The sequence below is a fragment of the Micromonospora sp. NPDC047756 genome (assembly GCF_055587245.1).
The window spans coordinates 51267-72174 of record NZ_JBVJGQ010000006.1; the positions used below are offsets into that span (position 1 = coordinate 51267).

The window sequence follows — 20908 nt, forward strand, 5'->3', positions numbered from 1 at the left end:
CAACACACCCACGTCGCGCCCCCGTTACCTCGTTTGTGCTGGTCCGGCCGCTGATTCTGCGCCACGACCGGGGTCTTGCGGCAAGCCCCCAGGTGCGATATACGTTAGAGGTGGCAGGGAGAGTGATCTCCTTGCCGTTTGTCTGTGGCGGGTCGGCCGAGCGGGACCGGCGCTCAGTCGTGGGGGAGTCGGCGCGGCTCGACGTCCAGCCCTCGGCCGAGCTGCCAGGAGGCGGTGGGCCAGGCCGCGATGAAGCCAGCGATTAGCCCGAGCTGACCGGCGAACCAGAACGTGGCGCTGTCGGGCCGCAGGGGTGGCTCCGGCAGGACCACCCGATGCGCGAGTGTCAACCACGCGAACAGCGCCACCTCGAACGCGGTTATGGTCAGCAGCTCGATCCTGCCGACCTTCGACAGCGCGTGCCAGACCTTGCCGAGGCTGCGACCCGGCCCGGCGAAGTACCGGAAGAGCACGGCGATCGTCACCGCCATCAGGTAGTCGCCGCCGTAGCCGACCCACAGCGGGTCCTCGGCCGGGTCGAATCTCACCGCGTACAGGGCGACCTCGGCGACGATGAACCCGAGGGCGCAGTGCGCCCCGCAGCGGGACACGTGGGTGACGACGATGCCCCGGCGGGGCCGTCGCGGTTGCCCCTCCTGCCGGCGACGGGTGAACGCCTCGGGCCTGCCCCAGTTCCAGTAGAGGCGGACGGCGGCCGGGCCGATGTAGAGGACGGTCACCAGCCAGACGATCTCCATGACCCGGACCGGCTGACGGTGCCCGCGCAGATAGGTGTCGGACAGCACGACCGCGAAGCTGACGACGCCGACCGCGAGCGAAGCCCAGGAGAGCGCCACGAGCCAGGTTGGTTGCATCCCCGCCCCTTCCGCCAGCCGGGCGAGTCTTTCATGTCGTACTCGTCCGGATCGGCGGTTCGGGCGTTCCCGGCCTCGGGCCGGAGCGGGCCGGCCCCGTCCGCTGCGGTCAGTCGTGCTCCAGGCCGGCGAAGACGACACTGAGCGTGCGGGCTTGCAACTGCTGGTCCCACCCACCATGCAGAGCGCCCTGGCACAGGCTGGTGAGCAGCGCCATCGTCTCGGGTAGCCGTACCGAGTCGGCGACGGCTCCGGCAGCCCGCGCCTGCTCCAGCAGGCTGCCCACCGCCTCCTCCAGGTGACTCACCGCGTCGGCAAGCCGGATGTCCACCCCGGACCCGGCGAGCAGGTCGACCACCGTCTTCTTCGCGGCGGCCTGCGCCACCAGGTGGGTGAAGAACGTGAAGAGGTCATGCTTTCCGGCCTCCTCGACGAGTTGCGCGAGCAGCCGCTTCATGATCGCGGCGAGCAGGTCGTCCTTGGTGGGGAAGTGCCGAAAGACCGTACCGATGGCGACGCCGGCCCGGCGGGCCACCTCCTCGGTGGACGCGCGGGTGCCGAACTCGGCGAAGATCGCCTCGGCGGCGTCGAGGATGCGCGCCCGGTTGCGCTGCGCGTCAGCACGCAGGGATGTCCCCTCTATCAAAGTGAGTCTCCACTCATTATTCTTGAACGGACAAGTCGAGTCATGACTCATTATCCAGGAGGACGACGTGACACCAAGCGAGATCTTCGACAGCATGCGCGCCCGGTGGCTCGCGAACCTGCCCACCTACGAGGCCGACTCGCTCGCCGACGACGTGGTGCTCGAGACGCCGTTTGCCGTCCCCGGCAGCCCGACCCGTATCGAAGGCAGGCAGCGGGTCCTCGAACACACGCGGGCCGGTCGCGCGATGTTCCCGGTCCGGTTCGACGACTGCCGCAACGTGGTCCTGCACGAGACCGCTGACCCCGAGGTGATCGTGGTCGAATACGAACTGGTCGGCACCCACACGGCGACCGGGCTGACCGCCTCGGCGCCGTTCATCGGGGTGCTGCGGACCCGGGGCGGCAAACTGGCCCACTGGCGCGAGTATCAGCACACCCTCGCCATCGCCCAGGCCGTTGGTCAGGGATAGAAGAGGCATCTCCGCGCTGGCACACTCTCGGTCATGGTCGACTGGTACACGCGGGCCGAGGTGGACGGCGACGTCGTCCGGGTCTCGGAACCGCACGTCAACGAACTGTTGTCGGCGAACTTCTGGTGGTTGCGGGGCAACGATCGGGACGGCCGAGGCGGAGATCCTGGCAGCGGGCGTACCGGCCAGCCTCTACGGGGTGGAACTCTTCGACAAGCTGGGCATCGACGGCGCCGGAGAAGAGATCCCGGATCTCATGATCGATGTTCTGCCCGATCCCGACTACGACCCGGCCGCCTACCGCGTCGCATCGATGACCCTGCGCCGTCTGCTCGACGACGGCGACCGGATCGACCTGGGCGGCCGGGTGCTGACCGTGCTGCACCTTCCCGGCCACACGCCCGGGAGCATCGCCCTGCTGGAGGAACACACCGGAACGCTGTACTCGGGCGACATCATCTACGAGGGTGCCCTGATCGACAATCTGCCGAACTCCGACGTGGCCGCGTACCGGCGAAGCATGCAGGTCCTCGTCGACCTCGACGTGTCCGTCGTCCACCCCGGGCACGGGGACAGCTTCGACCGCACGCGCCTTCGCCAGTTGGCCGAGACCTACCTGAGCAGGACAGCTGCCAGCGCCGCATCTCCCGAAAGCTGACCTATTGCATAATTCTGGGCGTGCCCCCCAAAAGGGAAAGTCCACGGCTCACCCGTAGCCCGGGCCGGTTGCTGGCCTTCAGCGACGGTGTCTTCGCGATCGCCGTGACGCTCCTCGTGCTGGAGATCCAACCGCCCGACGACTTCGGGCGCCTCGTGCACGGGCTCGGTGCGCTGTGGCCGTCGTACCTGGCCTACGCGTTGAGCTTCCTGCTCATCGGGCAGGTGTGGGTGAATCACCACGTCATGTTCGACCGCGTCCGGCACGTCGACCGAGGGGTGCTGTTCCTCAACACGTTGCTCCTGATGGTCATCGCGTTCCTGCCGTTCTCCACGTCCCTGCTCGCCGAGGCGTTGCGCGCGGAGCAGGGGCTGCGCGCGTCGGTGGTCGTCTACGGCGGCACCCTGTGGACGGCAGCGGCTCTCTTCAACATCGTGTGGGCGCACCTTCGCCGCGCCACACTGCTGGACTCCGGCCTCGGTCCCGTCGGTGCCCGGGCCATCGGTCGCCGCTTCGCGCTCGCCCTGGTCTGGATCGGCTCCGGCATCCTCGTCGGCGCGTTCGTGCCGATCGCTGGCGTCGCCATCATCGCCGGGTTCCTGCCCGCCTACTACCTGCCCATCCGGGGCGAGTACGGCGAGAACGACACCACCGGGCAGCCGGCCGGCTAACTAGAGTCGGTGCCATGCGGATCCGGATCGACGGCAGCGATCTGCCAGGTCGGCGTCCCGGTGCGGAGGCCGACGCGCTGCGGCGGGGCAACGTACACGTCGGGGTGCAGCGCAAGGCCGAGGTGGTTGACCAGGTGCCGGCCGACGCGGCCAGCGCCACCTGGTCCTTCGAGGTGTCCAGCCGCGAGGTCGACGGTGCGCTCGACGTCGGTGGCCCCTGGGTGCACGGCCGCCCCGGGGCGCGGTTTCTCTATCTGAGCTGGGGCGCGGTGACCCCGGACGGCTTCGCCATGTTCCGCCGAGCGAAGCTGATGTTCACCGACGTGCCGACCGAGCTGTTGCGCGCCGCCCACGAGGGCGACGCAACGCTGGTCGGCCGGGTCGGGTTGACCGACGCCGCCGGTGAACCCGTCTGCGCTCGGGTGCACCCGCCCGCCGTCTCGTGGACTCTGGAACGAGTAGCCGGCGCCTAACCACCGAAGTCGACGCCACTGAGGGAGACGGAGCGGTACGCGGCGAGGCGTTCGGCCTGCGCGGTGATGGCCTGACGCGTGGCCTCCGACAACCGCTGCCACGGCTGGACGGCGACGGTGAACGTCCTGCCGGACTTGCGGGGCCGCCAGGTGCCCACCAGTTCGCCGTCGACCAGGACGGCGCCGGGGCGACCCAACACCGGCCACAGCTCCTTGGCGTGGGCGGCGTCCGGCACCAGCGTTGCCCGGTCCTTGGCCTGAAGGAACAGGTCGTACGGGCCGAGTAGTCGGGTGACGGTGCCGTCGGCGGACTCCAGCGCCTCCTGATCGGCAGCCAGTAATGAGCGCACCTCGCGGTCGACCGTCACCTCGATCACATCGGCGGGCCAGTGCGCCTTCACGTCCTTCACGGAGGAGTCGAGGTAGTCGGCGACCTGTTTCGGAGTGGCCGGACCGAGCAGGCGAAGGTAGGCGCGGATGAGGTCGAAACGGTCACCCGCGGCGGCTGCCTTCCGGAACCCGGTGATGCGCCGCAGGACCGGGGGTGAGGTGTCGAGCTGCAACTCCACTCCGGCCCGCACCGCGGCGAGCCGGAACGGCATCTCGTAGAGGTGCGTGGCGTCGCACGCCCGGCAGAACCGCAGATAGGGCTCGGGCAGCAGGGCGGCCAGGCGACCGGAGACGTCCCCCTTGACCGTCGGCGTGCTGACGATGGCACGCATCCGGTCGGCGACCTCGTCCAGGGCCGCGAGGGTGTCGATGCCGGCGGCCCTCAACGGTTTCGCGGCGTCGTAGACGCGCTTGCCCGCGTCGGCCTCGGAGAAGGGTTCGACCGCCGCGGCCACCTTCGCAACGTCGGCCCGGCGGTACAGGTGGGGAGCGCCCCGCACCGTCCACAGCAGGACCAGGTCGGTGTCGGACACCGCGGTCACGTCGACCCCGCGTACCGCCAGCGCCCACCTCGCGCCGTCGGGACCGGTGTTCTGCACCCCGAGGTCCAGGACCGCTGTGTCGGCGAGCGTGCCCTCGTCGCGGTCGAGTTGCTGGGCCCGGACCCGGAAGTTCAACACCTGGTGGCGATCGACCATGTCAGGACCCTAGTTGGGTCGGCGCGCCCGGTGGGTCCAGGCGCGCAGCGCCCATTCGACGGGGCCGTACCGGAACCGTCGCAGCCACCACGAGCTGACCACCAGCTGTCCCGCGAAGATCACCAGTGCGATCAGCAGTGTCTGGGCCGGCGAGGTGCGGCCGACCAGGCCCCACCCGACGCCGGTGAAGACGAGCACGCACACCAGCGACTGGGCCAGGTAGTTGGTCAGTGCCATCCGCCCGGCGGGCGCGAACGCGTCCGCGAGGCGGGGCCGCCGGGTGAACAGGCGCAGCAGGGTCGCGGCGTAGGCGGCGGCCAGGAACGGCGCGGTGACGATGCTGACCATCAGTCCGGTGAGGTTCGCCGTAGACCCACCGACCGCGAACACGACGGCGCCGGCCAGACCGACCGGGTACCCCACCTTCTCGCACCGGCGCAGCAGGTCCTGGTGGGCGGGCACGGTGGCGAGGAACCGGTGCTTGCCGGCGGCAAGGCCGACGAGGAACGCCGCGAACGCCAGCGGGCCCTGCACGGCGAGGCCGCCGAGCATCGCCGGCATCGACCGAAGGTGCTCCAGGACAACGTCGTCGAAGCCGCCGCCCAGAGCCAGCGTGGACCGCGCGCCGGCGGTGAGCGCGGCCGCCTCGTCCGGAACCAGGGTCGCGCCGAGGACCGCGGCGACCCCGACCACCACGGCGATGCCGCCGATGATGGTCGCCGCCACGATCAGCGCGGTACGGGGCTCGATCCGCCGGACCGCGAGCAGCACGAGACCGAGCAGCGCGTACGTGGTGAGGATGTCGCCGTGGAACAGCAGCACCGCGTGCAGCACGCCGAGAACGAACAACCCGGAGAGCCGGCGCAGGAACGCCGGGCGGAACGCCGTTCCGCGTCGAGCCGCGGAGTCCAGTTGCAGGGTGAAGCTGTAACCGAACAGGAAGGCGAACAGCAGGTAGGCCTTCATCGCGAAGAACAGCTCCACCGCGCCGGCGACCAGCACGTCCACCGCGCCGTGCGTCGGGTCGTCGACCAGGTGGAAGTCGTAGCCGGAGCTGAAGAACGCGATGTTCACCAGCAGGATGAGCAGCAGCGCGCATCCGCGCAGCGCGTCCACGACGGTGATGCGGGCGCGGATGTCCCCGGGCGAGGGCTGTGGGTTGCCGTCGCCCGGTCGGTCGAGCCGGGTCACATTCATGGTGTCCAGCCTCCGGAGCGCGACCCGCTGCCGGACAGTGCTTTCGTCACACGCGCCGCCGTGACGAAAAGACGCCGTCCCTACGGCGGGGGAGACGAGTCCCTCCGCGCGGCGATCCGCTCGCCGCCCCATCCGGCGACGGTGATCTCGGATGTGCCGACGCCCGCCACCGAAGGAGACGACGCCGTGACCCGAACACCACACACGAGCGCCCTGCCCGCCCCGCCACCGCCCTGGGCCCGCCGAGCCGGGCACGTGGCGTGGATGGCCCCCGTGCTGGGGTTCATCCCGCTGCACGTGCCATGGATCCTCGGAATTCCGCTGTTCGCCCACCCCGGTCCGTTCCGCGAGTGGTACCACGGTCGCGGGCCCGGGGTGGGCGACCACCCCGTCGACGGATTCCTGGGCCTGCCGGCCGGCGCGTTCTACCTGGGCCTGCTGTGCGTCCTCGCCGGGCTCGGCGGCGTACTGGCGCTGGGGCTCATCAAGGACTGGGGTGTGGTCTTCCCCCGGTGGGTGCCGTGGCTGCGCGGACGTCGGGTGCCACAGTGGTTGCCGCTGACGCCGACGGTGCTGGGATCCGCCCTGATGATCGGCTACTCGGCGACCCTGCCCTGGCAGTTCACGGCGGATCTGAGAGAGCCCGGCGCGCAGGACATCTTCACCCCGACCGGCGTCCTGATCGGTCTCCCGTTCCTGCTGGCCTGGACGATCGCGTTGCCGCTGGCCGGATGGTCCTACTACCGCCGTACCCGTCCGCCTCGACGCGACCGGCGGCGCTGGTCGGCGGCAGTTGATGACCGACCAGCGTCGCCGTCCGGGTCGCCCCGGATCGGGTGACGGCCTCACGCCACCAGGGAAACCCGCCCGTTGTCCAGGTCGTAGCGGGCGCCCACCACTCGCAGCGCGCCCTCGTGCACCTTCTCGGCGATGATCGTGCTGCGTGCGCTGAGCGCCCGCACCTGGGCGGCGATGTTGGCGCGCACCCCGTTCTCCACGGGGTCGCCGGGCTGGTCCAGCACCGGCTCGACGACCGGGCGCAGGGCGTCCACGATGGTGCCGATGTGCCCGGGCGCCGTACCGCCGGTGTGGATGGCGTCGATGGTGGCGGTGATCGCGCCGCAACGTTCGTGACCGAGGACGACGATCAGCAGGCTGCCGAACTCCTCCACGGCGAACTCGACGCTGCCGAGCAGCAGGTCGTCGACGATGTTGCCGGCCACCCGGTTGTCGAACAGGTCACCCAACCCCTGGTCGAAGAGCACCTCGGGGGCCACCCGGGAGTCCGCGCAGCCGACGGTGATGGCGAACGGGTGCTGGCCGGCGGCGAGCCGGTGCAGGTCGGACAGGCTCTGGTGCGGGTGCCGGCCGTGGCCGGAGGTGAAGCGCCGGTTGCCGGCCTGGAGCCGACGCAGCGCCTCCGCCGGCGTGTCGATCGGGCTGTCGGCCGGGGCGGCGGAGGCGGTGGACGGGCTGGCTGCGGCCGCGCCGAGCGCCACGGCGGCGACGCCACCGGCGGTCAGCAGCGAACGGCGGGACAGGTGCGAACGTGCCACGGTCATCTCCCTGAGGTGAGGCAAACTCGCCTCTTCCTACCAGCTCCCGTCCACATTGGTGGTTACCGTGCGGTGACCGGTGGGCGACGGTGACATCGCCGCTGCTCGTTCGCCACCGCGAGTAACAGGACGGGTTGACCTTGACACAGTGACAAGGCCTTCACTGGGGTCGAAGAGGTGATCTGATGACCAGGCCGGTACAGGACATGAACGCGACGAGGGTCTCCCGCGGGCTGGAGAGCAGCGAGGCTTCGGTGCGACTGCGCGCGGCGCTGGCGGTCGGCACGAATCCGGACCCGCAGCTCGTCGACACGCTCATCGAGCGATGCGCGGTCGAGCCCGACTTCTCCGTACGCGAGATGCTCACCTGGGCGCTGCTGCGCCACCCACCCGCACTGACCGTCGCGAAGCTCATCGACGAGCTCCGCTCGGAGCGCGCGCAGGCCCGAAGTCAGGCTTTGCACACGCTGTCCAAGATCGGAGACCGGAGGGCCTGGCCGGCGATCACCCTGGCGCTGCTGACCGACGCCGACGGCGAGGTGGCACGCAGCGCCTGGCGCGCGGCGGTCGCGCTCGTACCCTTCGGTGCGGAGCCCGAGTTGGCCGCTGTGTTGTCGACGCAGCTCGGGCGGGGAGGGCGTGAGATGCAGTTGAGTCTGAGCCGGGCGCTGATCGCGCTCGGCGAGGTGGCCATGCCGATCCTGCGTGCCGCGATGGCGGATCTCGACCCGCGCGTACGCACGCACGCGGTCGCCACCCAACGTCTCATGCAGGATCCGGATGCCGGGTTCGAGTTCGCGATCGAGGCGGCGAAGCGCGTCGTCGCCCTCGGCCCGACGGGCACGAAGGGATGACACCAGGTGTTGATCGGTGAGGTGGCGCGGCGGTCCGGGGTCAGCGCCCGCATGCTCAGGCATTACGACGCGCTCGGGCTGATCCGGCCCACCGGTCGCACCGGTTCCGGCTATCGCGAGTACACCAGCGAAGACGTCCGGATGATCTTCCAGGTCGAGAGCCTGCGGTCGCTGGGCCTGTCGCTACGTGACGTCCGCCGCGCGCTCGACGATCCCGGCTTCACCCCCGCCGAACTCGTCAAGGACCTCATCCGGCGGACGCGACTGCGCATCACGGACGAGATGGAGTTGCTCACCCGACTCCGTCGGATCGGTGATGCGAACCCCTCCGACTGGCAGGACGTCCTCCAGGTGGTGACACTCCTGCGGGCTCTGGGGTCGGACAGCTCGGGTACCCGCCAACGCGCCGCCCTCTCCTCGGTCGGTGAGGGGCCGGCGCCGGTGGAGGCACTTGTCGAGGCGGTGCTGAATGAGTCGGACCCGAATGTCGCCGGAGCGCTGCGCTGGGCGCTGGCGCAGTCCGGCGACAGCGGGTTGGCGCTGCTGACCAACGGGCTCGGCTCACCGGAGGCCGAGGTACGCAGGCGCGCCGTCCAGTCCGTGGCCGAGATCCCGCACGCCGCGGCGACCGACGTGCTGCGGGACGCCCTCGCGCACCCCGACATCGTGGTCCGCGGGTACGCGGCTCTGGCGCTTGGCGCGCGCGGTGTGGCGGACGCGCTTCCCACGTTGATCGACATGGTTGTCGAGGAGACCAAGGATGTCGACGCTGCCGACGCGTTGAGCCTGCTGGCGGCCGATCCCGCGCTGGCAGACCAGATTGCGACCCGGCTGGTTGCCTGTCTTGGGAAGAGCGGCGTCGCACCGTCCGCACGGAGACGGCTGACCGAGGCGATGGCGGACATCCCGGGAAGCACCGCCGTACGCGCCCTCACGGACCTGTCGCATGATCAGGACCGCGCCGTCGCACTGACGGCGACCTCCATCCTCGCGCTCCGCGACGTGGCCTCACCCTGACCAGACACTGTGGAACCACCGAGGGAACGGAACGCCGAGCGAATTGATCATCGTTTGGACTTCGGCTATCGTCCGCGTCCGTGAAATCTTTGCGTCTTGCCTCCGCCATGTTGATCCTTGCCGTTTCGACGACCCTTGCCGCCTGCGGCGACGCCGACAAGGCGACGACCGCCGGATCCGCCACGCCCGCTCCCACCTCCGCAGCCCCGTCCGCGGTCGCCACCTCCGCTGCGGCCTCGTCACCCGCGGCGGGCGCCGCCAGCGACAAGGAACTCTGTGAGTCGGCGAAGAAGGTCAGCGAGGAGATGAAAGCCGAGCTGGTGAAGGTCGCCATGACCGGCGAGCCGTCGGCGGCGGATTACCAGAAGATCCTGAACGACCTGGACAAGAAGATCGCCGCGGTCGCCGCGACCGGCGACGGCAAGGTGGCCACGGCCCTGCGGGCGTTCGGCGCGGAGGCGGCCAAGGCCGCGGCCGCGGCGGACCCGGCGACCGCCGCCGAGAACCCGGCCTTCGAGAAGGCCGGCAAGGACATCTCCGCCGCGTGCAAGGCGGCGGGTTTCACGCTGGTCATCTGACCGTCGAAACCCGGTCGCACCGGGTGCGGTGAACGACGGCCCCCACGCCTGAGCGTGGGGGCCGTCGCGGCGCGGGCGACGGTCAGCCGCCGGCGAATGTCGTGTCGATGCCGCACTTGGCGTTCTGGTTGAGGCAGGACTTCACCAGGTCGCCGAGGTGCTCCGGCTCCCAGGCGTTCATGAAGTCGCCGTGCATGGACGACGGCTTGCCGGAGGAGAGGCTGAGACCGTCACCGCCCAGCGACTCGTAGTTGACCATGAAGGAGAGATCCGGCACGGCCACCGGGTACTTCCCGGTGCAGACACCGTTCACCGGGTCGCCCATGTGCGACTTGTGATCGGGTGAGTCGATGTTCTTGCCGTCCCAGCAGTCCTTGAACACGAGCTGGAAGATCAGGTTGCCACCGGGGGCGCACTTCGGCCAGTTGCCGTCCGCGCTGCGGCCGACCTCGGCGCTGCCCGCGCACCAGAACTGGTTGCTACCGGCATTCTTCGGAGTGTCCACCTGCCGCTTGGCGTCGCCCTCGACCACCACCAGACCCGGCGGGAAGGGCTTGACGGTCGACGGGTCCTTGACCCGCGAGCCGTAGTAGATGCGCATGCTCTTGATCGGCACGGCCTTGCCGTCCTTGCGCAGCTCCGGGACCCAGTAGGCGCTCTTGTCCCCGGGGGCGTTGCAGGTGTTCGCCGCGTCGAACAGTTTGTCCGTCGTGGTGAAGGCGTCGATCTTCGGGCCGAAGAAGGTGTGCATGTGCGAGGCGCCGGCGAGACCAGGCAGGACGATCGGATCGTCCGGGGCCGAGTTCGCGACGCCGCAGTCGGTGTGGAATTCCGGCACCCGGGTGGTGCCCGGCGGCACCGTCTTCGGCTTGATGGCGTTGAAGGCGGCCAGTTCCCGGCTCCACTTCGCCTGGTCGACGGGCACCCAGCCGCCGGCCGGCGGGCTCGGCGGGACGGACGTCGACGGGGACGCGGACGCGGTGGCACTCGGCGTGGCCGAAGGGGCGGCCGAGGTGCTCGCCGTGGCCGACGCGCTGGGCGACGTGCCCTTCGCGGGGCCGAACGTGAACCAGTTCAGGTTCACGAAGTCCGACGTTGAGGCGCTCTTCATGACCGCGAAGACGGTCTGCGCGCCGGACGGCACGGCTGACGCCTTCGCGGTGACGGTCGTCCACTTCTGCCAACCGCCGGTCTGGGCGATCGGGAAGCCGGCCAGCAGTGGGCCGTCCTGCGCGCCGAGGCGCAACTCGACGGTGCCGCCGGCGGTGTTGTGCGAGGCGACCCGGGCCGTCAGGTCGACGCCGGTCACCGACACACCGTCGTAGCGCAGCCAGTCGCCGCTGGCCAGCCAGCCGACGTTGCGGCCGCCGTCGGCGTCGCCGGTGCCCTCGGTCTGCGCACCGGACTGTGCCGCGTAGGACTCTGCCTGCACCCGGCCGGGCACGGCGACCTCTTCGGCCTGGGCGCCGGCGATGTAGATGCCGCTGCCGGCAAGCGCGGCGACGACAGCGGAGGCGAGCGTGACGCGGGCGAGGCGGCGGCGCTTTCGCGCCCGGTCCGGCGGTGCGACGTGCGCGGGGGGAGTCCGCATTACCAGTGGTTTCCTTCGAGTCGACGGTGAAGCTCTGTCGGAAGGAGTATGTGCACGTCAGAGGCCCTCTTCAACTCGCGGGGAAAGAATTAAGGAGGCCGGTAGACAAGAGCCCTGGCCGCCGGCGCGAAGGCTGCGGATGACAATTTTTCGCTCGTCCAGCCTTAAGTTTCCTTTAAGTCCTGCCGCCTGGTTGTGGTGCGATGATTACGAATTTCGAGTAACGAATTGTGGGCGAATTCTCGGTCTCAGCCGCTGACCGCTTCGACGCGGATGGCCGGCGACAGCGCGCGCAGGAAGTCGGGCGCGTCGAACATCTCGCCGGCGGGGGCGACGCCGCTGGTCCTCGTCCGACCATCGAGGACGCGGCCGACCGCTTCCACGGCCAGGGGCGCACTGACGGCGTAGATGTCCCGGCCACTGGCCACGACCCGGCGGCGCTCGTCGCCGCGACGCACGATGACGTCAACCGTGAACGTCTGCGCGGACCGGCCCTGCCCGTCGACCGCGACCGGTGCCGCCGCGGCGGTCAGGTCGCTGGCGGCGTCGACGGTCATGTAGGTGCGGACCTCGGGAATGACCAGGTGACGGGGGATGGTGACGACGTCGGCCATGCTGAACTCCCCGAGGACGCTGCGGCGACCCAACGGCGCGGGGAAGTCCCAGTCCATCCTCGGCAGGTCCCCGCCGGATTGGTACTCCAACCGGCTGCCGGTGTAGCGGACCCGGCGGCCGGCGCGGCGCTCGCGGGAGACGACGCCCGCGGCGACCGTCCCGGCCGTCGGGTGCCAGCTACTCAGTCCGTACGCGACGTGCGCCTCGTCGGCCGACGTCCAGTCGCCCATCGCCGTCGTCGCGAGCAGGTCACCGAGCCCGCCGAAGAAGGCCATCGCCGGGACCACCGCGACGCCGGCGGCCCGGGCGGGTTCGGTGAAGTGGGTGAACGTGTCGAGGTTGGCCTCGATCTCGGCCGCCACGTCCACGTACGGGATCCCGCCGCGCAGCGCGGCCTCGATCACACCGGCGGCGGTCGACGCGAACGGGCCCGCGCAGTTGATGACCGCGTCCACGCCGGCCAGCGCCGCGTCGAGCGAGGCCGGATCGTCGACCGACGCCACCCGGTAGTCGAGCCCGAACGCCGCCAGCCGGCGCGGGTCACGGCCCACCGGCAGTGCACCGAACCCGCGCTCACGCAGCTCCGTCATCACGAACCGTCCGGTGTGCCCGTACGCCCCGAACACCGCCACGCGGTAACCCATCGCTGCCCCCTTGAAAGATCGACTGGGCCCAGCCTCCCGCAGCGTCCAGCGACCGGCCAGTGTCGGGAACGCCAACCCTCGTACACTTTCGGACATGGCCCTTGTCGCGATCGCCGCCACCGACGGGATGCTCCACTTCGAGCTGGCCCTTGCCTGCGAGGTCTTCGCCCACGACCCCTCCGGCCGGGCCGATCCCTGGTACGACGTGGCTATCTGCGGTCCCGGCCCCGTCCGGGTCGGCCGCTTCCTGCTGGCGCCCGACGACGGGCTGGAACGCCTCGCCCGCGCCGACACCGTGATCATCCCGTCGGTCGAGGACATCGACGCGGACGTACCCACCGACCTGCTCGACGCGGTCCGCGCGGCCCACCTGGCGGGCGCCCGGATGGTCTCGCTGTGCACCGGCGCGTTCGTGCTGGCCGCCGCCGGGGTGCTCGACGGGCAGCGGGCCACCACCCACTGGGCCCACACCCAGGCCCTGGCCGCCCGCTATCCCCGGGTCCGCGTCGACCCGGACGTGCTCTACGTCGACAACGGCACCGTGCTCGCCTCCGCCGGGAAGGCCGCCGCGATCGACCTGTGCCTACATTTGATCCGCCGCGACCACGGCTCGATCGTCGCCAACGCCGTCGCCCGCCGCCTCGTCGTGCCACCGCACCGCGCCGGTGGTCAGGCCCAGTACGTCACCACCCCGGTACCCGCCCGGGACGACCACCCCTTGGCCACCCTGCTGCCCTGGGCCCTGGCCCGCCTGAACCGGCCGCTGACCGTCGAGGACCTGGCCCGGCAGGCGAACATGAGCTCACGCAACCTGGCCCGCCACTTCCGATCGGCCACCGGCACCACCCCACTGCTGTGGCTGTCGACGCAGCGGATCCGCCGTGCCCAGGAGTTGCTGGAGAACACCGACGACAGCATCGAGGCCGTCGCCGAGGCGGCCGGTGTGGGCACCGCCGCGACACTGCGTCGACACTTCCACCGCACCGTCGGCGTGCCCCCGGACGCGTACCGGCGCACCTTCCGGGCCACCAGGTCCGCCGACGGCTGAGTCCTGACCGGGTACGGGCGGACGGCGTCGCTCCTCGGCGTCGGGCAGAATGCCAGACTCCTGCTCTGCCGGTGGTCGGGGGACCTGATGGGCTACAGCTTCGAGTACGTCGATCTGCCCGAGCCCGCCGCGACCGCTCGCGCCCACGCCGAAGCGTGCATGGATGTGGACGGGGCGTGCGGCAACTGGCCACAGTGCTACCAGGAGTACTCGTCGCTCGCCGTCGCCTACCAGTTCGCGCTGAACATCGCCGGCATGGCGTTCTGCCGGGAACGCATGCGGTGGGCCGGGATGACCTTCCAGGCAACGCCGCAGCCCTTTCCGGACTGGCCGTTCGACAGCTTCGACGACTGGCGCTCCGATCAGCGCCGACGCGAGGCCTACAACGCGGCCGAACGGGCGGCAGCCGCGCAGACCTGCCCCGGCAAGGTGGGGATCCCCGAGTTCAAGGTGACGAGCAATGGTCCGTGGGTGGTGGGCAGGGCCGAGATCGAGCAGGCGTTGGTCCTCTACGAGGCGTCGCCGACCACCCCGCGCGCCGAGTGGGAGACCGACGAGCTGTGGGTGAGCTGGCTCGGCTGGCTGCGCGAGACGCGCGCCCACGGCGGCTTCACCGTCAGCTGACCGGGCTGCCGCCGCTGTCCGGGCGTTGGCGGGCGAACGCGTCGCGCCTGCCCCAACGCCCGGGGATGTCCAGCAGCGCGATCCGCCCGAACGCGGACGGCAGCGCCGGGTCCACGGCCAGGTGGTCGTCGTGCGGGTTGATGCCGAGCATCGTCCGGACCAGCAGCATGGTGGCACCGCTGGACCAGGCCTGCGGACTGCCGGCGGTCGGATACCGGATCGGGAACCGGGTGGTGTCCCGGTCGAACCCGCCGAACGCCTCGGGCAGACGGCCCTCGAAGTAGGTGGCGGCGGAGAGAATGCCCTCGGCGACGCGGGCCGCCTCGTTGCCGAACCCGTAGCGACGCAGACCCCAGGCGATGAACGAGTTGTCGAACGGCCAGACCGTGCCGTTGTGGTAGCCGAGCGGGTTGTAGCGGCTCTGCCCCTCGGCGAACGTCCGCACCCCCCAACCGGAGAAGAGCGCCGGCCCCATCAGGTGCTCGACCACCCGCTCGGCCCGCTCCGGCGGCACGATGCCGCTCCACAACAGGTGCCCGATGTTGGACGACAGGCCATCCACTGGGGTGCCGTCGTGGTCGAGCGCGAGAGCGTAGAAACCGCGGTCCTCAATCCAGAAGTCCCGGTTGAACCGGTCGAAGAGAGCCGCCGCCTCGCTCTCCAGGCGCTCGGCGTACGCGGGGTCACCCCAGAAGGTACGGGCCAGTCGGGCCCCCCGGATCTTCGCGTCGTAGGCGTACCCCTGGATTTCGCAGGTGGCCCTCGGGAAACCCGGCAGCCGGCCGTCAGCGTAGGAGATGCTGTCCCAGGAGTCCTTCCAACACTGGTTGTCCAGGCCGGTGGCGCGGTTGCGTCGCTGGTACCAGACGTAGCCGGTGGAGGTGAGGTCCGCGTACAGGTCGATCCAGGCCAGCGCCGCGCGGGCCTCCTGCTCCAGCTCCATCACCAGCGCGGTGTCGCCGCTCCACCGCTCGTACTCGTCGAGCAGCACCACGAACAGCGGCGTGGCGTCCACGGTGCCGTAGTAGGGCGAGTGCGGCTGTTCCTCGAACGCGGCCGACTCCCCGTACCGCAACTCGTGCAGAATCCGGCCCGGGTCCTCCTCCAGCACGTCGTCGGTCCGGACACCCTGCAGCGACGCGAGGATACGCAGCGTCGGTGGGGTCAGCGACGGGGTGACGGGCAGGGTCTGCAGGCAGGTCAACAGGCTGTCGCGGCCGAACAGGGTCATGAACCAGGGCAACCCGGCCGCGGGTACGCTCGCGCCGCTGAGCGAGAGCGGGGCGAAGCGCACCGCCGCCAGGTCCACCAGGCTGCGGTGGTACACCTGCTGGAGGCCGACGCTCTCGGTGTCCAGGGTCGGGGCCGCCGCGACCCAGGCCCGCACGCTGGCAGGCAGGGTGGATTCGTCCGGCCGTTGGGCGCGCAGGGCGGCGCGCAGGTCGACGCCGTCCGGACGCAACGCCAGCATGACGGCCTGCAACCGGGTCGACCACTGCTGCCCGGGGCGCAGCCGGACCGTGAACCGGAGGCCGCCCGGGTCGAACTGCGCGGGCTCGCTCGCCGACACGACGACCTCACGTCGGTAGGTGCCGCGCCGGTAGCCCAGGCGCAACTCGTTCGGGCCGACGTGCGTGTAGTGCGCGCCGCTCTTGGTCCCGGAGTCGAACTTGATCTCGAAGATGTCGGCGAAGTCGGCGGCCACCTCCAGACGTACGTCGAGCGTCATGTCCCGCTCGCCGTAATTGAAGATCGTCAGTGACTCGGTGAGGTCCGGGCCGATGCGCCGGCGCCGAATGGCCGACACGTCGGCCTCCACGTAGTCCACCGCCGCGCCCGGAACCGCGAAGAACGTGACCTCGAAGTACTGGCTGTCGTCCACCGACAACGCTGTCATGCACTCGCCGTTGACGGTGAGCCTCCACCGGGACAGGAAGCGTGTGTCAGCGGCGAAGAGGCCGACCGGGGTGCTCGGGGACGACTCCACGTCGCCGCTGGCGTCGGACACCATGAAGGTGTTCCCGTCGATGCACGCCACGGTGCCAGCGATGTCCCTCATCGGTCACGTCCCACTGTCGGGATCCTCGCGCTGAAGCCGGGCGGGCTCTCGCGGAAACAGCCGCCCGAGGCGCAACGCCAGGGCGAGATCGCCGTCGACCATGATCTCGCCCCGGGTGAGCGCCGCGAGCCCGTTCACCTCACCCCGTGCCATCGCCTCCGCGAGCTGCGCGGACACCCGAATCACGGTGGTGGCGGGGGCGCCGCTTCGGGTCACCCGCATCCGGCCATGATCGATGTCCAGCAGCCACTGCTCCAGGTTGTCGTCGTCGCCGATGTCGAATCGCACGCTGCCAGAGACCTTGCTGAACCGTGGATCCTGGCCAGCGACCGTCAACCGCTGGAAGAAGGCGCTGGTCTCCGACATCCCACCTCCTCGGACGCTGGTCAGAGCGGATGGCGGCTACCCGCTGCCGCGCACTCCTAACGCCAGGTGGAGCCGCCTTTTCGGGAGCGAGCGAGACGTGGGTCCAGCTGGTCGCGTCGGCGGTGAGCTCGGAGATCGGATCGGTGCCGGCGGCCGGCGGCCGGCCGGAATCCGGGTCAGTCGAGGTTGAAGTCCACCACGACCGGCGCCCGGCGGACCCGCACGGCGGTCGCGGCGTCGAAGCCGGCCGCGTCGCGGTGCCAGACCGGCGGGGCGTACGCGCAGTCGCAGCGCAGCTTCACCCGCTGACCGGGGAGCAGGCGCAGGGCGTACCCGTAGCCGACATCGGCCACGCCCGCCAGGTCCCCGGTGGCCGCGTCGAACGCGAGCACCTGCGCGTAGGTGAGCAGCTCGTCGACCAGCACCGCCCCGGTCAGCGGTGTCCCGGCGGGCAGCGCCTGGTTCAGGGTTGCGGTCTGCCCGGCGCGGACCCGCACCGTCCGCGCCTGCGCCCGGGTGCCCGCCCCACCGGACCACACGGTGGCCAGCCCGTTCGCGGCGAACTGCACCGGCCAGTGGTACGGGCCGAGGCCGGTGATCGTGTAACGGCCCTCCTCGTCGGTCATGGGGCCGTGGTCGTCGTTCTTCGGGTCCGTCACGTAGGGCACGACCATCACCCGCGCGCGCGGCACCGGCGCACCGGTCGCCGCGTCCGTCACCACCCCGACGACGGTGCCCGCCGGGTCGAGTCGGACGGTCGGCGCGCTGGCCACCGCACCGGGGCGGACCTGGACCACGTACGCCCGCTCGCGCTCGCCGGTGCCGCCGTGCCGGCCGACCCACTGCCAGCCGTACCCCGGTGGGTAGATGGCGTGGACCAGCAGCCGGTACCCGCCGGGGGCGACCTCGCTGGTCACCAGGACGCCCTGGTCGTCGGAGCAACCCCCGCCCCGGCCGAGCTGGTCCTCCCCGAGGGTGACCGCCGCCAGGGCCGCGGCGTCCACCGGGACGAGCGCGGCGCAGACCCGGGGGACCGGCGCGCCGGTCGCCGCGTCCCGCACCACGGTGCGAACGGTGCCGGAGGACACCGACCCGGGGGTACGCGCGTAGGCCGGCGCGGCGGCCTCCACGACGAGCAGCGCGACGGCGACGGTGGCGGTCAGGTGGCGCAGGAGTGTGCGGCTCACGGGCGTGGTCCCTCCGGTGTCGTGGCGGTGGTGAGCAGACGCTAACGGTCGGTAGCTGATCCATTTCGGTCAATGTCGCGATCCTGACTGAGGTGGCCAGACAACTCGCTCGGGCCGGGCGAATGCCGCGTTATGCCCGAAAATGGGGCAGAGGGCACGGGTACCGCATAGCGTCACGGGGGCGGAACCACCGCCGTCCGGCCGCACCAGCGGCGTCGCCCACCGGAAAGGGACCGGACATGAGTCGTGTCGACACTGTGCTCCTGCCGGAGCTGGACGGGCCGGTGCCGGCGACGCTGCCGAGTACGCTCGGCCTGCTGAGCCTGGCCCTGGGAGTCGGCGCGCTCGTCGCCCCCGGACCCGTCGCGCGACTGACCGGTGTGGACGACTCCCCGGCCGCGCGGTCCGTGCTGGCCGCCATCGGCCTGCGGGAGCTGGGCAGCGCCGCGGGCCTGCTCAGCGGCCGCCGTCCGGCCGGCTGGGCCTGGAGCCGGGTGGTCGGCGACGCCATGGACCTCACACTGCTCGGGCGAGCCCTCACCGACCGCGGCGGTGAACGCCGCCGCCGCGTCGCGCTGACCACTCTCGCCATCGCCGGTATCACCGCCGTCGACGGGCTCGCCGCCATCCGCCTCGGCCAGGCGCGACGGGCCCGCGCGCGGGTGATCCGGATGGAGATCGCGGTGACGGTGAACCGGTCGCCCGCCGAGGCGTACCGGTTCTGGCGGGACATGGAGAACCTGCCCCGGTTCATGGCACACCTGGAGTCCGTCCGCGCCGACGACCTGCGCCGGTCGCACTGGATCGCCCGTGGTCCGGCCGGGCACCGCGTCGAGTGGGACGCCGAGATCATCGACGACCAGCCGAACAAGTCGATCACCTGGCGGTCGCTGCCGGGGACCCGGGTGCCCAACGCCGGCCGGGTCCGCTTCGTGCCCGCGCCCGGCGACCGGGGGACCGAGGTACGGGTGGAGCTGCGTTACGCGCCACCGGCCGGCGCGCTCGGCCGAGCGGTGGCGAAACTCTTCGGCGAGGAACCCGAGCAGCAGGTTCGCGACGACCTGCGCCGGTTCAAGCAGGTGCTGGAGACCGGCGAGGTGGTCCGCTCCGAGGGCAGCCCCAACGGCATCTCCGTACGCCAGCAGGCCATGCAGCGACCCGCCCAGCCGCTGCCCGCGTCCCGCCGCTGACCGCCCGAGCTCTCCGAAAGGGACCGCTGATGAAGGCCACCGCCTGGATGGGCACCGACAGCGTCAAGGTCATCGACGTACCCGACCCGAAGATCATGAACGCGCGGGACGCGATCGTCCGGATCAGCACCACCGCGATCTGCGGCTCCGACCTGCACCTGTACCACGGCTACATTCCCGCGATGCGCAAGGGCGACATCCTCGGCCACGAGTTCATGGGCGAGGTGGTCGAGGTGGGCCCGCAGGTCCGCAACCTCGCCCCCGGCGACCGGGTGGTGGTGCCCTTCCCGATCGCCTGCGGGCACTGCTCGTCCTGCCAGCGCGGCCTCTACTCGGTCTGCGAGAACTCCAACCCGAACGCCGGCATCGCCGAGAAGATCATGGGGCACTCGCCGGCCGGCATCTTCGGCTACTCGCACCTGCTCGGCGGCTACGCCGGTGGCCAGGCCGAGTACGCCCGGGTGCCGTTCGCCGACGTCGGCCCGGTCAAGGTGCCCGACGAGATCAGCGACGACCAGGCGGTCATGCTGGCCGACGTGTTCCCGACCGGCTACATGGGCGCCGAGATGTGCGACATCAAACCCGGGCAGGTCATCGCCGTCTGGGGCGCCGGGCCGGTCGGGTTGCTCGCCGCGGCCAGCGCCCGGTTGCTCGGCGCGGAGCGGGTGATCGTCATCGACCGGTTCCCGTACCGGCTGCGGCTGGCCGAGGAGCACATCGACGCCGAGACGATCAACTACGAGGACGTCGACGTCCTGGACACCCTCAACGAGATGACCGCCGGCCGGGGCCCCGACGCGTGTATCGACGCGGTGGGCCTGGAGGGCCACCACGGCAACGCCGCCATGTACGCGTACGACCGGGCCAAGCAGGCCGCGCGCGTCGAGACGGAACGACCGTTCGCGCTCCGGCAGGCGATCCTCTCCTGCCGCTCCGGCGGGGTGGTCTCGGTCGTCGGCGCGTACGGCGGTTTTGTCGACAAATTCCCGATGGGCGCGTTCATGAACCGCTCGCTGATCATGCGCACCGGACAGTGTCACGTCCAGCGCTACACCCGGCCGCTGCTGGAGCGCATCCAGCGTGGCGAGATCGACCCGAGCTTCATCGTCAGCCACCGGATGCCGCTGCGTGACGCACCGAAGGGCTACAAGATCTTCCAGAAGAAGCAGGACGACTGCACGAAGGTGCTGCTCAAGGTCTGACCGGGGCTTAGGTCTGCCGGCGGGGGAGTTCTTCGCGCGCTGTCCTTTGGAGCTGATGTCGCAAGCGATTCAGCCCGGCTGGCTCGGCTGCCTCTGCCGGAGAGTCCGGCGGCTGGGCCGAGGTGGGGTGGGGCTGGGCCGAGCTGGTCTGGGCCGAGGTGGGGTCGGCCGATTGGGCTGGGCCGAGGTCGGCCGGGGTGGGCTGGGCCGAGGTCGGCCGGGCTGGCTGGGCCGAGGTCGGGCGGGCTGGGCTAGGGGTGATGTCGTCAACGATTCAGCTCCAAAGGAGCCGACCAC

22 protein-coding genes are annotated in these 20908 nt (G+C 70.9%); 12 read left to right on the forward strand and 10 right to left on the reverse strand.

Annotation, left to right across the window (positions count from 1 at the left end; genetic code table 11):
- Window positions 1-173 precede the first annotated feature (173 nt).
- Both ACZ6NZ_RS20190 and ACZ6NZ_RS20195 read right to left on the reverse strand, forming a co-directional pair.
- Complete coding sequence (locus tag ACZ6NZ_RS20190; RefSeq protein ID WP_465859528.1) at window positions 174-875, reverse strand: DUF4396 domain-containing protein; 702 nt, start codon at window positions 873-875, stop codon at window positions 174-176.
- A 109-nt stretch (window positions 876-984) separates the two neighbouring features.
- Entirely contained in the window at window positions 985-1521 is a 537-nt protein-coding gene (locus ACZ6NZ_RS20195) for a TetR/AcrR family transcriptional regulator (RefSeq protein ID WP_465859529.1), read from the reverse strand.
- A gap of 67 nt (window positions 1522-1588) precedes the next feature.
- On the opposite strand from ACZ6NZ_RS20195, the gene ACZ6NZ_RS20200 reads away from it, so the two are divergent.
- The 4 genes from ACZ6NZ_RS20200 to ACZ6NZ_RS20215 all read left to right on the forward strand — a co-directional run bounded on the left by ACZ6NZ_RS20200 (window position 1589) and on the right by ACZ6NZ_RS20215 (window position 3795).
- A complete protein-coding gene (locus ACZ6NZ_RS20200; protein ID WP_465859530.1) occupies window positions 1589-1993 on the forward strand; it encodes a nuclear transport factor 2 family protein in 405 nt (134 codons plus the stop codon).
- A 199-nt stretch (window positions 1994-2192) separates the two neighbouring features.
- A complete protein-coding gene (locus ACZ6NZ_RS20205) occupies window positions 2193-2651 on the forward strand; it encodes an MBL fold metallo-hydrolase (RefSeq protein ID WP_465859531.1) in 459 nt (152 codons plus the stop codon).
- Between the two features lie 20 nt (window positions 2652-2671).
- Complete coding sequence (locus ACZ6NZ_RS20210) at window positions 2672-3322, forward strand: TMEM175 family protein (protein ID WP_465859532.1); 651 nt, start codon at window positions 2672-2674, stop codon at window positions 3320-3322.
- Between the two features lie 14 nt (window positions 3323-3336).
- Window positions 3337-3795, forward strand: a complete 459-nt coding sequence (locus ACZ6NZ_RS20215) for a DUF5990 family protein (RefSeq protein ID WP_465859533.1) — start codon at window positions 3337-3339, stop codon at window positions 3793-3795.
- On the opposite strand, the gene ACZ6NZ_RS20220 is transcribed toward ACZ6NZ_RS20215, so the two are convergent.
- Complete coding sequence (locus tag ACZ6NZ_RS20220) at window positions 3792-4883, reverse strand: winged helix DNA-binding domain-containing protein (protein ID WP_465859534.1); 1092 nt, start codon at window positions 4881-4883, stop codon at window positions 3792-3794. The two genes, ACZ6NZ_RS20215 and ACZ6NZ_RS20220, sit on opposite strands and share 4 nt — an antisense overlap.
- 9 nt (window positions 4884-4892) lie before the next feature.
- Entirely contained in the window at window positions 4893-6080 is a 1188-nt protein-coding gene (locus tag ACZ6NZ_RS20225; RefSeq protein WP_465859535.1) for a DUF418 domain-containing protein, read from the reverse strand.
- Window positions 6081-6266: 186 nt separating this feature from the next.
- Here ACZ6NZ_RS20225 and ACZ6NZ_RS20230 point away from each other — a divergent pair, with 186 nt between their 5' ends.
- A complete protein-coding gene (locus ACZ6NZ_RS20230; protein WP_465859536.1) occupies window positions 6267-6920 on the forward strand; it encodes a hypothetical protein in 654 nt (217 codons plus the stop codon).
- Window positions 6921-6925: 5 nt separating this feature from the next.
- Here the strand turns inward: ACZ6NZ_RS20230 and ACZ6NZ_RS20235 are convergent, their stop codons facing one another.
- Window positions 6926-7636 carry a carbonic anhydrase gene (locus ACZ6NZ_RS20235; RefSeq protein ID WP_465859537.1) on the reverse strand — a complete coding sequence of 237 codons (711 nt, stop codon included), beginning with the start codon at window positions 7634-7636 and terminating at the stop codon, window positions 6926-6928.
- A 185-nt stretch (window positions 7637-7821) separates the two neighbouring features.
- Here ACZ6NZ_RS20235 and ACZ6NZ_RS20240 point away from each other — a divergent pair, with 185 nt between their 5' ends.
- From ACZ6NZ_RS20240 to ACZ6NZ_RS20250, 3 genes are all read left to right on the forward strand, one after another.
- Complete coding sequence (locus tag ACZ6NZ_RS20240; protein ID WP_465859538.1) at window positions 7822-8490, forward strand: HEAT repeat domain-containing protein; 669 nt, start codon at window positions 7822-7824, stop codon at window positions 8488-8490.
- Window positions 8491-8496: 6 nt separating this feature from the next.
- Complete coding sequence (locus ACZ6NZ_RS20245; protein ID WP_465859539.1) at window positions 8497-9507, forward strand: HEAT repeat domain-containing protein; 1011 nt, start codon at window positions 8497-8499, stop codon at window positions 9505-9507.
- An 80-nt stretch (window positions 9508-9587) separates the two neighbouring features.
- The gene (locus tag ACZ6NZ_RS20250) at window positions 9588-10085 is read left to right on the forward strand and encodes a hypothetical protein (RefSeq protein WP_465859540.1); all 498 of its coding nucleotides are present in this window, start codon (window positions 9588-9590) and stop codon (window positions 10083-10085) included.
- Between the two features lie 82 nt (window positions 10086-10167).
- On the opposite strand, the gene ACZ6NZ_RS20255 is transcribed toward ACZ6NZ_RS20250, so the two are convergent.
- Window positions 10168-11676, reverse strand: coding sequence for a DUF1996 domain-containing protein (locus ACZ6NZ_RS20255; RefSeq protein WP_465859541.1), 1509 nt, complete (start codon window positions 11674-11676; stop codon window positions 10168-10170).
- 248 nt (window positions 11677-11924) lie between these two features.
- Window positions 11925-12935 carry an NAD(P)H-binding protein gene (locus tag ACZ6NZ_RS20260; protein WP_465859542.1) on the reverse strand — a complete coding sequence of 337 codons (1011 nt, stop codon included), beginning with the start codon at window positions 12933-12935 and terminating at the stop codon, window positions 11925-11927.
- A 94-nt stretch (window positions 12936-13029) separates the two neighbouring features.
- Here ACZ6NZ_RS20260 and ACZ6NZ_RS20265 point away from each other — a divergent pair, with 94 nt between their 5' ends.
- Together ACZ6NZ_RS20265 and ACZ6NZ_RS20270 are read left to right on the forward strand one after the other, a co-directional pair.
- Window positions 13030-13983 (forward strand): helix-turn-helix domain-containing protein, encoded by a 954-nt coding sequence (locus ACZ6NZ_RS20265; RefSeq protein ID WP_465859543.1) that lies wholly within the window; start codon window positions 13030-13032, stop codon window positions 13981-13983.
- 87 nt (window positions 13984-14070) lie between these two features.
- A complete protein-coding gene (locus tag ACZ6NZ_RS20270; protein ID WP_465859544.1) occupies window positions 14071-14607 on the forward strand; it encodes a hypothetical protein in 537 nt (178 codons plus the stop codon).
- Here ACZ6NZ_RS20270 and ACZ6NZ_RS20275 read toward each other — a convergent pair.
- The 3 genes from ACZ6NZ_RS20275 to ACZ6NZ_RS20285 form a co-directional block, all read right to left on the reverse strand.
- Window positions 14600-16666 carry an amylo-alpha-1,6-glucosidase gene (locus ACZ6NZ_RS20275; protein WP_465859545.1) on the reverse strand — a complete coding sequence of 689 codons (2067 nt, stop codon included), beginning with the start codon at window positions 16664-16666 and terminating at the stop codon, window positions 14600-14602. The two genes, ACZ6NZ_RS20270 and ACZ6NZ_RS20275, sit on opposite strands and share 8 nt — an antisense overlap.
- Window positions 16667-16669: 3 nt before the next feature.
- Window positions 16670-17032: an SCP2 sterol-binding domain-containing protein gene (locus tag ACZ6NZ_RS20280; protein ID WP_366611149.1), complete on the reverse strand. Its 363-nt coding sequence runs from the start codon at window positions 17030-17032 to the stop codon at window positions 16670-16672.
- Between the two features lie 176 nt (window positions 17033-17208).
- Window positions 17209-18219, reverse strand: coding sequence for a carboxypeptidase-like regulatory domain-containing protein (locus tag ACZ6NZ_RS20285; protein ID WP_465859546.1), 1011 nt, complete (start codon window positions 18217-18219; stop codon window positions 17209-17211).
- Window positions 18220-18458: 239 nt separating this feature from the next.
- Here ACZ6NZ_RS20285 and ACZ6NZ_RS20290 point away from each other — a divergent pair, with 239 nt between their 5' ends.
- Window positions 18459-19409 (forward strand): SRPBCC family protein, encoded by a 951-nt coding sequence (locus tag ACZ6NZ_RS20290; protein ID WP_465859547.1) that lies wholly within the window; start codon window positions 18459-18461, stop codon window positions 19407-19409.
- A 29-nt stretch (window positions 19410-19438) separates the two neighbouring features.
- The gene (locus tag ACZ6NZ_RS20295; protein WP_465859548.1) at window positions 19439-20611 is read left to right on the forward strand and encodes a zinc-dependent alcohol dehydrogenase; all 1173 of its coding nucleotides are present in this window, start codon (window positions 19439-19441) and stop codon (window positions 20609-20611) included.
- Window positions 20612-20908: the final 297 nt, after the last annotated feature.